Source organism: Bacillus sp. FSL R5-0523 (assembly GCF_037975295.1).
Taxonomy (GTDB): Bacteria; Bacillota; Bacilli; order Bacillales; family Bacillaceae; genus Bacillus; species Bacillus subtilis.
Map to the genome: position 1 here is coordinate 172501 of NZ_CP150251.1, position 12154 is coordinate 184654.

The window sequence follows — 12154 nt, forward strand, 5'->3', positions numbered from 1 at the left end:
GTAACCTTTTAGGAGCCAGCCGCCGAAGGTGGGACAGATGATTGGGGTGAAGTCGTAACAAGGTAGCCGTATCGGAAGGTGCGGCTGGATCACCTCCTTTCTAAGGATATTATACGGAATATAAGACCTTGGGTCTTATAAACAGAACGTTCCCTGTCTTGTTTAGTTTTGAAGGATCATTCCTTCGAAACGTGTTCTTTGAAAACTAGATAACAGTAGACATCACATTCAATTAGTAACACAAGATATCACATAGTGATTCTTTTTAACGGTTAAGTTAGAAAGGGCGCACGGTGGATGCCTTGGCACTAGGAGCCGATGAAGGACGGGACGAACACCGATATGCTTCGGGGAGCTGTAAGCAAGCTTTGATCCGGAGATTTCCGAATGGGGAAACCCACCACTCGTAATGGAGTGGTATCCATATCTGAATTCATAGGATATGAGAAGGCAGACCCGGGGAACTGAAACATCTAAGTACCCGGAGGAAGAGAAAGCAAATGCGATTCCCTGAGTAGCGGCGAGCGAAACGGGATCAGCCCAAACCAAGAGGCTTGCCTCTTGGGGTTGTAGGACACTCTGTACGGAGTTACAAAGGAACGAGGTAGATGAAGAGGTCTGGAAAGGCCCGCCATAGGAGGTAACAGCCCTGTAGTCAAAACTTCGTTCTCTCCTGAGTGGATCCTGAGTACGGCGGAACACGTGAAATTCCGTCGGAATCCGGGAGGACCATCTCCCAAGGCTAAATACTCCCTAGTGACCGATAGTGAACCAGTACCGTGAGGGAAAGGTGAAAAGCACCCCGGAAGGGGAGTGAAAGAGATCCTGAAACCGTGTGCCTACAAGTAGTCAGAGCCCGTTAACGGGTGATGGCGTGCCTTTTGTAGAATGAACCGGCGAGTTACGATCCCGTGCAAGGTTAAGCAGAAGATGCGGAGCCGCAGCGAAAGCGAGTCTGAATAGGGCGCATGAGTACGTGGTCGTAGACCCGAAACCAGGTGATCTACCCATGTCCAGGGTGAAGTTCAGGTAACACTGAATGGAGGCCCGAACCCACGCACGTTGAAAAGTGCGGGGATGAGGTGTGGGTAGGGGTGAAATGCCAATCGAACCTGGAGATAGCTGGTTCTCTCCGAAATAGCTTTAGGGCTAGCCTCAAGGTAAGAGTCTTGGAGGTAGAGCACTGATTGGACTAGGGGCCCCTACCGGGTTACCGAATTCAGTCAAACTCCGAATGCCAATGACTTATCCTTGGGAGTCAGACTGCGAGTGATAAGATCCGTAGTCGAAAGGGAAACAGCCCAGACCGCCAGCTAAGGTCCCAAAGTATACGTTAAGTGGAAAAGGATGTGGAGTTGCTTAGACAACCAGGATGTTGGCTTAGAAGCAGCCACCATTTAAAGAGTGCGTAATAGCTCACTGGTCGAGTGACTCTGCGCCGAAAATGTACCGGGGCTAAACGTATCACCGAAGCTGCGGACTGTTCTTCGAACAGTGGTAGGAGAGCGTTCTAAGGGCTGTGAAGCCAGACCGGAAGGACTGGTGGAGCGCTTAGAAGTGAGAATGCCGGTATGAGTAGCGAAAGAGGGGTGAGAATCCCCTCCACCGAATGCCTAAGGTTTCCTGAGGAAGGCTCGTCCGCTCAGGGTTAGTCGGGACCTAAGCCGAGGCCGAAAGGCGTAGGCGATGGACAACAGGTTGATATTCCTGTACCACCTCCTCACCATTTGAGCAATGGGGGGACGCAGGAGGATAGGGTAAGCGCGGTATTGGATATCCGCGTCCAAGCAGTTAGGCTGGGAAATAGGCAAATCCGTTTCTCATAAGGCTGAGCTGTGATGGCGAGCGAAATATAGTAGCGAAGTTCCTGATTCCACACTGCCAAGAAAAGCCTCTAGCGAGGTGAGAGGTGCCCGTACCGCAAACCGACACAGGTAGGCGAGGAGAGAATCCTAAGGTGATCGAGAGAACTCTCGTTAAGGAACTCGGCAAAATGACCCCGTAACTTCGGGAGAAGGGGTGCTCTGTTAGGGTGCAAGCCCGAGAGAGCCGCAGTGAATAGGCCCAGGCGACTGTTTAGCAAAAACACAGGTCTCTGCGAAGCCGTAAGGCGAAGTATAGGGGCTGACGCCTGCCCGGTGCTGGAAGGTTAAGAGGAGCGCTTAGCGTAAGCGAAGGTGCGAATTGAAGCCCCAGTAAACGGCGGCCGTAACTATAACGGTCCTAAGGTAGCGAAATTCCTTGTCGGGTAAGTTCCGACCCGCACGAAAGGCGCAACGATCTGGGCACTGTCTCAACGAGAGACTCGGTGAAATTATAGTACCTGTGAAGATGCAGGTTACCCGCGACAGGACGGAAAGACCCCGTGGAGCTTTACTGCAGCCTGATATTGAATGTTGGTACAGCTTGTACAGGATAGGTAGGAGCCTTGGAAACCGGAGCGCCAGCTTCGGTGGAGGCATCGGTGGGATACTACCCTGGCTGTATTGACCTTCTAACCCGCCGCCCTTATCGGGCGGGGAGACAGTGTCAGGTGGGCAGTTTGACTGGGGCGGTCGCCTCCTAAAAGGTAACGGAGGCGCCCAAAGGTTCCCTCAGAATGGTTGGAAATCATTCGCAGAGTGTAAAGGCACAAGGGAGCTTGACTGCGAGACCTACAAGTCGAGCAGGGACGAAAGTCGGGCTTAGTGATCCGGTGGTTCCGCATGGAAGGGCCATCGCTCAACGGATAAAAGCTACCCCGGGGATAACAGGCTTATCTCCCCCAAGAGTCCACATCGACGGGGAGGTTTGGCACCTCGATGTCGGCTCATCGCATCCTGGGGCTGTAGTCGGTCCCAAGGGTTGGGCTGTTCGCCCATTAAAGCGGTACGCGAGCTGGGTTCAGAACGTCGTGAGACAGTTCGGTCCCTATCCGTCGCGGGCGCAGGAAATTTGAGAGGAGCTGTCCTTAGTACGAGAGGACCGGGATGGACGCACCGCTGGTGTACCAGTTGTTCTGCCAAGGGCATCGCTGGGTAGCTATGTGCGGACGGGATAAGTGCTGAAAGCATCTAAGCATGAAGCCCCCCTCAAGATGAGATTTCCCATTCCGCAAGGAAGTAAGATCCCTGAAAGATGATCAGGTTGATAGGTCTGAGGTGGAAGTGTGGCGACACATGGAGCTGACAGATACTAATCGATCGAGGACTTAACCATATTTTTGAATGATGTCACACCTGTTATCTAGTTTTGAGAGAACACTCTCAATTTGTTTGGTGGCGATAGCGAAGAGGTCACACCCGTTCCCATACCGAACACGGAAGTTAAGCTCTTCAGCGCCGATGGTAGTCGGGGGTTTCCCCCTGTGAGAGTAGGACGCCGCCAAGCAAGCTTAAACTCAGCTCATTGAGCTGGGTTTTTTATTTTATATCTGTGCAGATTTGCTTTCATCAGTATCCATTTTATCAAGCTTCTGCTTTTTAAGTTTTCTAATACTTTTGAATCCCAATACAATCACCAGCATGATCAACATGAGAGTCATAAATAATCAAAATGCAGGTTGTACGGGAGACTCATCCAGACTCCATCCGACTGCAATTGGCAGGATAGAGCCGCCAATCCATTGGCAGCGAGCAGCATGCCTGTCATATGTTCTGTTTTTCCATGATAAAATTGATTGGTGACATTTAAGATAATGGTGAACATGCCGGCTATAAATAAGTCCTAAGAAAAAATAAAGAATAATCCCTGCAAAAGCTATTTTATTGATTGCCAAACAGAGTTAAATGAGGCCCGCTCATATTTATCAGCCTGAGATAATGATGATAGGTTATTTTTTCGGAAACCGGCTCGGGTTGCCAAATGGGAGAAAAGATATTACTGTCATTAAAACGATTCTTGGTTTCATCCGGATATGATAAAATGTCTCAGACTATATTTGAGCCATTTTTTTCTTCAGCATTCATCTTGCGTAATTGATAAAAATTTATTATGATACTCTTTGTATGACAACTCCTTGCCTCAATACAATATACTCAACGTTTCCCCGTTTTCTCCGGTCGTTTTTCTTTTCATTTTCTCCCGTAAAATAAAAAAAGCTTCCAATACAATAGATATGGTGCGGATTTATTTTTTACTAAAAAGGAGTCGTTATATTTGAATAATAGTTTTACATTAAAACAGCAATGGTTCGGGAATATCCGAAAAGACATTCTTGCTGGCATTTTAGTTGCGTTAGCGTTAATACCTGAAGCGATTGGCTTTTCTATTATAGCCGGTGTGGATCCAATGGTCGGTCTTTATGCGTCATTTTGTATAGCCATTATTATTTCTATTTTTGGCGGCAGACCTGGCATGATTTCAGCTGCGACAGGCTCAATGGCAGTCGTTATGGTGTCGCTGGTTGCTGATCATGGGCTTCAGTATTTATTTGCGGCTACGATTTTAACAGGCATTATTCAGGTGATTTTAGGTATCAGTAAAATTGCAAGATTAATGAAATTCATCCCGCGTTCTGTGATGATCGGTTTTGTGAATGCGCTGGCGATTCTTATCTTCTCTGCGCAGCTTCCCCAGTTTGAAGGTGCTTCTTGGAGCATGTATGCGATGCTTGCCGGGTCGTTGGTTATTATTTATGTGCTGCCAAGGTTTACGACTGCTGTTCCGTCTCCGCTTGTGGCGATTATTGTGATGACAATTATTGCGGTCACTTTCCATGTGGATGTGCGGACAGTTGGTGATATGGGCAATATTTCTAGTTCATTGCCTCATTTCTTAATCCCTGATGTTCCGTTTACCTTTGAAACACTGCAAATTATTTTTCCTTATTCAATTGCTTTAGCGTTTGTCGGGTTGCTTGAATCTTTGCTGACAGCACAGATTATTGATGAAATGACGGATACGGACAGTGATAAAAATAAAGAGAGCCGCGGACAGGGAATTGCGAATATCGTGACTGGATTCTTTGGCGGAATGGCAGGCTGCGCTATGATCGGACAATCTGTCATTAATACAAAAGCGGGTGGTCGCGGACGTTTGTCAGCATTTGTTGCCGGTGCTTTTCTGATGTTTTTAATTGCGGTGTTAAGTCATGTCGTGGTGAAAATCCCAATGGCGGCGTTAGTGGCTGTAATGGTTATGGTGTCTGTCGGCACATTTGATTGGTCTTCCTTAAAAGGTCTCAAAAAAGCGCCGCTCACGGACTCGATTGTCATGGTTGTGACTGTGGTTACGGTTGTTGTGACGGATGACTTATCTAAGGGTGTATTTGTCGGCGTTCTTTTAAGTGCCGTGTTCTTTGTGGCAAAAATCTCGAAGCTGAAAATCGTTTCTCATGCAGAGGATCAAAAGCTTAGAACGTATCAAGTGAAGGGGCAAATCTTTTTTGCGTCAGTGACGGATCTTGCAAATGCGTTTATTTATCAAGAGGATATTGAGCGGGTCGTGATTGACTTAACTGAAGCTCACGTATGGGACGATTCTGGAGCGGCCGCACTTGATAAGATTGTTGCGAAGTTTAAGGAACAAGGTATTGAAGCTGAGTTAAAAGGTTTGAATAAAGCGAGTAAATCTCTAATGAAACAGATGGCATAACATAGAGAAGTCCAGATGAATGAGATCTGGGCTTTTTTATATAACATACACTTAAGCAGCATTGATATAATAGAGAGAAGAGAAATTTTAAATAGGGGACTTGCATATGATGCTTCAGAAGCTGAACCGTGTATTGGGGAGAGTGATGCCGCTGTTGACGCCGACTAGTGTGGTGCTGGGCGTGCTGCTGTCTCAGTTTTTAAATGGGTATGAATGGGCTGTGCCTTGGATCTTTGCTTTTATTACGTTTGCAGGCAGTTTAAGCGCGAACTTTCAATCTTTGAGACATGCATTGTCTCACCCTCTCCCTATGATTCTTGCACTATTCGTTCTTCATATTTTCATGCCGCTTTTTGCTTGGGGCAGCGGCCATCTTATATTTAAAGGTGATCCTTTGACGATTACCGGTTTAACATTGGCTGTTGTGATTCCTACGGGGATTACAAGCTTGATTTGGGCAGCGATGTACAAAGGGAATGTCGGTTTGACACTTTCGATTATTTTAATTGATACTGTGCTGTCACCGCTAATCGTACCGCTGAGTCTTTCATTGCTGGCCGGCGCTCAGGTTCATATGGATGTGTGGGGAATGATGAAAGGTCTGATTGTAATGGTCGTGATTCCTTCTTTTCTGGGCATGCTGTTTAATCAGATGTCATCTCCAGATAGAACTGCGTCTTTGAGCAGTGCGCTGTCGCCTTTTTCAAAGCTTTGCTTGATGGCAGTGATTGCGATCAACAGTTCAGCGATTGCTCCTTATTTCAAATCCATTGATTTGAGATTTGCAGGAATAGCTGTAACGGTATTCTTTATCGCGTTAACAGGCTATGCCGCTGCTTGGCTGATCGGAAAAATGATGAAAAGGCGGCAAGAGGAAATAGTCTCTCTTATATTTACGGGAGGCATGAGGAATATTAGTGCCGGCGCAGTTCTTGCCGTTACGTTCTTCCCGTCTCAGGTTGCCGTTCCTGTTGTGATCGGCATGCTGTTTCAGCAGATATTGGCTGCTTTGTTTGGCTATATGCTGAATCGTTTTGAATTAAAACCAATGTTGCAGAAAGCATAAAAAAACCGCTCATAGGGTTGAGCGGTTTTTTCCGTATAGCCATTCGAGCGCGTTGATGAACTGTTTGCAGAAATACTTGCGGTGGTGCACCGCTCCTTTTTCAATTGAAAGACACAACTGGTCTTCAGTGAAGCCTTTTTCTTTTAGACTTTGATGAACTTGCTTTGTTTTTTTCAGCATATTTCGCTGAATGGATTGTTTTTCACGGCCTTCTTCACTCCCGACAGACATGAAAACACGTACAGTGCCTGGCTTTAAAGAAGATATATGAATGGTTTCCGCTGCGTTCTCGTACCAGTATGAACCTGATATAGAGCCTATTTTCCCGAACATTGACGGATATTTTAATAAGGCGAACATTGAGATGAGGCCGCCTAATGAGGCACCGATCATTCCTCTTGACTGCGGTTCCCTGGTGACGTTCCAGTTTTCTTCGATTAGCGGAATGAACTGGTTCGTTATATCAGACAGATAGTGATATCCCATTCCGCCGAAGTCCGTGAACCGATCACTGAGTGATGCAGCCGGCCAAGGTGTGTATTCATTTAGCCGGTTTTCGGGTTCGATACCGATCAGCACGAGTTCAGGGAGCCTTTGCTGTTGAAACATGCTTTCTAAAAATTCAATTTCGTCGTGAAACAAAGAACTGCCATCTTGCACATAAACAGCAGGAAATCCCCCGCTGTCTGTGCTGTAGGAAGGAGGGAGGTACAGCGTGAACCTCCTGTTGCCGGCTTTGTGTTCTGAAAGAGATCCTTTCAAGCATTCTCCCCCTTTTTTTGCTTGAAAAGCAGATATAAGAAATAAGGAACTCCGAGGATCGCCAAAATGATGCCTGCGGGCACTTCTGCGGGCTGAAAAAACAGTTTTCCGGCAAAGTCTGCGCTTATCACAAGCAGCATCCCGATTAAACCGCTCAGTGGCAGGATATAGCGATGTTCGACGCCAGCCAGTCTCCGTGAGATATGGGGAGCAATTAAGCCGACAAACGCCATGCTTCCCGCTACGGAGACACAGGCGCTGATGATTGCTACACAGGCTACGAGCAGGATGGTTTTTTCTTTATTTGATGAAATGCCGAGGCTTCTGACTGTGTCTTCATCAAAACGAATGGTGTCGAGCAGGCGGGATTTGCCGATAAGAATCGGTATAAACAGCAGCATCCATGGGAGTACGGCTGTGATATACGTCCAGTTGGCAGACCAGATGCTTCCGTTTTTCCACACCATGGCCATTTGATAGTCTTGCGGGTCCATTTTTAAAGATAAAAACAAAGACAGGGCGCTGAATCCTGAATTGATGGCAATCCCTACCAGAATAATTCTTCCTGAATCTAAATTTCCTCTGTGCCATGCAAATATGTAAATCAGGATCGCCGCGATGAGCCCGCCTATCAATCCAAAGAGCGGCATTCCCATCGCTGCAGCTATGGATGTCACTTCCTTCTGGCCTTGGAATAAGAGCATAAACGCTACAATGCCGGCTCCTGCCCCTGCGTTGATTCCGAGAATTCCAGGATCAGCAAGCCCGTTTCTCGTGATGGCTTGGATAACAGCGCCTGCAATGCCAAGACCGAGTCCAATAATAGCAGCCATGACAACCCGCGGCAGTCTTAAATCGAACAGTAAAATTTCATACTGCGGATTCGGGTCGATTTGAAAAAGAGTGGAGAGCAGCTCAGCAGGACGAACAGAAAATGATCCGCTCGTTAAGCTGAAATAGCTGACAACAAGAATCAAAGCGATGAACAATGCATATTTTTTAGCCATTTTGCTCCCCTCCTTTTCGTTTAATTAAATAAAGGAAGAAAGGTACGCCGATAATGGATGTTACGACCTCAATCGGTGTTTCAAACGGATAGTTGATAAATCTGCTTGCGAGATCACACAGGGTTAAAAAGATTCCGCCCAAAATACAGGAGCACGGAATCAGCCTGCTGTAATCAGAGCCGACGAGAAATCTCGTGATATGCGGAACAACCAACCCGACAAACGCAATTTTTCCGGCCAGCGCTACGGCACTGCCGGTTAAAATGATGACGGAAAGCATCGCCATGATTTTAATGGTTTTTTTCTTTTGCCCCAGGCTTTTAGAAATGTCGTCCCCTAATGATACAGCGGTTACCTTTTTGCTGAGAGAAATGGCCATTATGATGCCAATCAGGAAAAACGGAGCGGCAAGCTTCAGGAAATCCGGACTCATTTGATGAAGTCTGGCACTGTACCAGAAACTGAGATCCTGAGAAATTTGAAAATAAATCGACATGGCCGCTGATAAGCTGCTGAGCAGCATGCTTGTGACTGTGCCGATGATGGCGAGCTGCACGGGGGTAAATCCGTTTGGCATCACGGCGGCAAGGCCGAATACTAACACCGCTCCTAACGCTGAGCCGATAAAAGAGTATATCATCATTTCAATCGAAGATGATTGCGGGAGCAGAACCATGCAAAGCGTAATGATAAACGCTGAACCATCTGAAACACCCATAATGGATGGCGAAGCTAAATAATTGCGCGTAATGCCCTGCATAAGCGCTCCAGAAACAGCAAGGGCTGCCCCTATGAGCAGAGCGCCGGCAGCCCTTGGAATCCGGGAGTGCCATATAATTTGATGGTCTGTGTTTCCCGGATCGAAATGAATAAGAGATGTAAAAACAATATCTGTGCTAAGATGCTTTGCCCCATAAAGGATTGAAAGCAAAAGCGACAGCGTTATAGCAAATGGAGAAGTAATCAATATGATACGTGTCCACTGTTTTGAATACATACAAAAACCTACTCTGAATTAGTTTTGTGTCAATTTTTCAGCAGCCGCTTTCAGGAAACGGACTTTACTCCAAGCTGTGCCGCCTTGTGCGAGAGGGTCCACTGAGTTGACATACACATGGTCGTCTTTGACTGCTTTAAGGCTTTTCCAGATTGGATTTTTCTCTAAATCTTTTAAGGCATCAGGTTTGTCTGCATTTTCATCATCAGAAAATTGGACGAAAATATGGTCCGGGTTCATTTCACTTAATTTTTCTAATGAAATCAGCTCTTGCGCTTTTGCAGCTTTTACTTCGTTCGGCGCCTTAAGGCCTAAATCACCGTATAGTGTGGAGTTGAAATACACTTGTTCAGGGTAAATGTAAATGTTGCCTTGTCTGATTCTGATGACAAGCGCTTTTGAATCTTTCGCTTTATCGTTGATTTTTGTTTTTGTTTCTTTTAGATCCTGTTCATAGTCAGCAATAATTTTCTTTGCTTTTTTCTCTTTTCCAGTCAGCTGGGCAAGCAGCATCATGTTTTCCTTCCAGTTTGAAGAGATATGAGAAACTGGGATCGTCGTGCCTGCTGTGCTGATTTTTTGAAGCGTTTTTTCCGGAAACTTTGTTGAAGCAAGGATAACATCTGGCTTCATTTCAAGAATCTTTTCAATATTTGGCTCCATTTTTTCTCCGGTTGGTTTGGCTTTATCAGTGATGTCTTTGAACATATCAGGGAATTTGCCGGAGAATGAAATTGCGCCTTGCGGATGAACGTCAAGCAATTTCGCGTCTTCCATTGATTCAACGCTTCCCGTAATGGCGATTTTGTCTGTCGGTACAGTTACTTCATATGTTTTATCAAGGTATTCAATTTTCTTCTTCTCAGATGCTGTGCCGCTTGCCTTGCTGGCAGTTGATTCATTTTTGCTGCCGCAAGCTGCCGCCGTCAGCGCGAGAAGCAAGATTAATAAGGTAAGAGATATCTTTTTCATCTATAGAGCCTCCTGTTCAATTGATAACTATTATCAATTGGAATTATAGAGAATGAACAGATATAACACCATGGACAAATTCCTGATTTATCATGGACAATCTCCGGATAGTAAAGAAACAGTTTGCTGAACGATGCGTTCGTGCCCGCAAGCTGAGTATTCATTCCACGGGTCAAGGGATAGAAGATAAACACGGTTATTCCGTACCGCGCTTAGGTTTTGCCATGCTTCTGTCTGCTGTAATTGCTGGTAGTAAGCTATGGTCTCCGGCTCTTTAAAAAGAAAAAGCATCATACTGTCAGCTTGGTAATTTGCGATATTTTCTAACGAAATCGCTTGTTCTGAAGGTGTGTCAGCCGTTGTTGCCGAGCTGAATCCTAAATCCCCAAAGAAAACTTCGCGGACACTTCGGTTATGAGCCAGATAGAAGTTTTGCTTATGCAGCCTCAAAAAGAGAAAACGCAACCCTTGGACGTGCTGAAGTGTTTTTTTGGCGGCTGTTGTCTGCTGGTCATAATCCGCTAGCCACTTTTCTGCTTCGGACTCCTCCTTTAAAAATGAGGCAGTTTGGAGAAAGTGGGTTCTCCAGCTTTCTCCTGAAGGAAGGTACATGACTTCTGCGATGCGATTCAGGCGATCTTGTTCTTCTGGGGAAATAGAATCCATGCTGACAATCACATCTGGTTCTGCCTGTGATAACGTGTACAGGTTTTCTTCCCACTTTTCATTAAACCGGTATGCACTGAGCTGGACGGGTATATCTGTCGAATAATGCTGATAGTAGTAAGACGTCCATTTCGGATGCAGAGCGGCCGCAAAAGGTATGTGGTGAAGAGGGATGAGATGGCCCATTGTGCCCCTTCCGTATGCGGCGATTTTCTTTCGGCGTTTTTTCATATAGCTTGTAGGTGAACAGCCTGTATATTTTTTAAAGATTCTGCTGAAATAAAATTCATCTTGATAACCGGTTTGGTGTGCGATTTCTTTCAATTTGCAGTTTGATTTTGCCATGAGCCGTTTTGCCTTTGTGATTCGTGTTTTCGTAATAAATTCTGTTACGCTCTGTCCTGTCCATTTTTTAAAACTTTCACTGTAGTGTTTGGCACTGATTCCTGCCATTTGCGACAGCTGGGCAAGCGTGATTTTTGTATCGGCATGGGTTTCGATATAGTGTTTTGTTTTTTCGATTGCTGAATGTGTATTCGTTTGATCAGATAAACTGGCAGTAAAAAGGTCATAAATCAGGCTTTGTACTTCAATCACACATTTTAGCTGAGAAAGCTGAGACGATTCATTCCATAGTGCGGCAAGCTCTTGAAGCCGGACTGCAAGATTCTCGATATGTGAAACATTCATAAGCTTCAGGTTAGCTAATTCCGATTCTGTGCACGGTGTGAAAATATCTTGTCCGGATTCCTTGATATAGCTTTGAAGCCTGATCAGACAGGCATCTATATGTCCATCGGCTGCTGGCGTAAAGCCAAAGGTATCGTTAGGCGGACAAACATAAAGTGTCTTTTTTTGCAGAGGATTGGTGTTTGTTCCGATCGAAATATAGCCGTTTCCTTTTAAATGAAAAATCAGCACGAATGAATCGGCTAATTGCTGTTCTGAGAAGAGATCACTTGTCTTTTTTAGATATTCAATTTGTATCGGTTGATAAATCACTGCATTTTGCACGAGTAGACCACCTTTTCAGAAGCTTTCAATTGATAATCATTTTCAATAAAAATTGTACCAAATAAATGAAAGTTTTCCTATATAAAGCGGGTGGGT

General features: G+C 45.6%; 8 protein-coding genes and 3 rRNA genes (1 of these 11 cut by a window edge). 5 read left to right on the forward strand and 6 right to left on the reverse strand.

Features of this window, described 5'->3' with window-relative positions; genetic code table 11:
* The 3 genes from NYE53_RS01000 to rrf all read left to right on the forward strand — a co-directional run.
* A 16S ribosomal RNA gene (locus NYE53_RS01000) occupies positions 1-100 on the forward strand (it extends 1450 nt beyond the left edge of the window).
* A gap of 170 nt (positions 101-270) precedes the next feature.
* Positions 271-3198 (forward strand): 23S ribosomal RNA (locus tag NYE53_RS01005).
* A 55-nt stretch (positions 3199-3253) separates the two neighbouring features.
* Positions 3254-3369 (forward strand): 5S ribosomal RNA (gene rrf, locus NYE53_RS01010).
* Together the 16S, 23S and 5S rRNA genes form the textbook arrangement of a ribosomal RNA operon.
* 150 nt (positions 3370-3519) lie before the next feature.
* On the opposite strand, the gene NYE53_RS01015 is transcribed toward rrf, so the two are convergent.
* Positions 3520-3687 carry a hypothetical protein gene (locus tag NYE53_RS01015; RefSeq protein WP_339246748.1) on the reverse strand — a complete coding sequence of 56 codons (168 nt, stop codon included), beginning with the start codon at positions 3685-3687 and terminating at the stop codon, positions 3520-3522.
* A 450-nt stretch (positions 3688-4137) separates the two neighbouring features.
* On the opposite strand from NYE53_RS01015, the gene NYE53_RS01020 reads away from it, so the two are divergent.
* Complete coding sequence (locus tag NYE53_RS01020; RefSeq protein ID WP_080528835.1) at positions 4138-5574, forward strand: SulP family inorganic anion transporter; 1437 nt, start codon at positions 4138-4140, stop codon at positions 5572-5574.
* A 145-nt stretch (positions 5575-5719) separates the two neighbouring features.
* The gene (locus NYE53_RS01025) at positions 5720-6640 is read left to right on the forward strand and encodes a bile acid:sodium symporter family protein (RefSeq protein ID WP_251187370.1); all 921 of its coding nucleotides are present in this window, start codon (positions 5720-5722) and stop codon (positions 6638-6640) included.
* Between the two features lie 9 nt (positions 6641-6649).
* Here NYE53_RS01025 and NYE53_RS01030 read toward each other — a convergent pair whose 3' ends face one another.
* From NYE53_RS01030 to btr, 5 genes are all read right to left on the reverse strand, one after another.
* Positions 6650-7402, reverse strand: coding sequence for an alpha/beta hydrolase (locus NYE53_RS01030; protein WP_251187357.1), 753 nt, complete (start codon positions 7400-7402; stop codon positions 6650-6652).
* Positions 7399-8409: an iron ABC transporter permease FeuC gene (gene feuC / locus NYE53_RS01035; RefSeq protein WP_003234980.1), complete on the reverse strand. Its 1011-nt coding sequence runs from the start codon at positions 8407-8409 to the stop codon at positions 7399-7401. Before feuC ends, NYE53_RS01030 begins: the two co-directional genes overlap by 4 nt.
* Positions 8402-9406, reverse strand: a complete 1005-nt coding sequence (locus NYE53_RS01040) for an iron ABC transporter permease (RefSeq protein WP_327829099.1) — start codon at positions 9404-9406, stop codon at positions 8402-8404. The genes feuC and NYE53_RS01040 overlap by 8 nt, the downstream gene beginning before the upstream one ends.
* An 18-nt stretch (positions 9407-9424) precedes the next feature.
* The gene (gene feuA / locus NYE53_RS01045; RefSeq protein WP_327829098.1) at positions 9425-10378 is read right to left on the reverse strand and encodes an iron ABC transporter substrate-binding protein FeuA; all 954 of its coding nucleotides are present in this window, start codon (positions 10376-10378) and stop codon (positions 9425-9427) included.
* Between the two features lie 90 nt (positions 10379-10468).
* On the reverse strand, positions 10469-12058 hold the full coding sequence (gene btr, locus NYE53_RS01050) for a bacillibactin transport transcriptional regulator Btr (protein ID WP_339246754.1): 1590 nt from the start codon (positions 12056-12058) through the stop codon (positions 10469-10471).
* Positions 12059-12154 lie beyond the last annotated feature (96 nt).

Excerpts from the sequence above, each read along its gene's own strand:
- feuC (WP_003234980.1), bottom strand. The coding sequence starts at position 8,409 with ATGGCTAAAAAATATGCATTGTTCATCGCTTTGATTCTTGTTGTCAGC.
- NYE53_RS01040 (WP_327829099.1), bottom strand. The coding sequence starts at position 9,406 with ATGTATTCAAAACAGTGGACACGTATCATATTGATTACTTCTCCATTT.
- NYE53_RS01025 (WP_251187370.1), top strand. The coding sequence starts at position 5,720 with ATGCCGCTGTTGACGCCGACTAGTGTGGTGCTGGGCGTGCTGCTGTCT.
- feuA (WP_327829098.1), bottom strand. The coding sequence starts at position 10,378 with ATGAAAAAGATATCTCTTACCTTATTAATCTTGCTTCTCGCGCTGACG.
- NYE53_RS01015 (WP_339246748.1), bottom strand. The coding sequence starts at position 3,687 with ATGTTCACCATTATCTTAAATGTCACCAATCAATTTTATCATGGAAAA.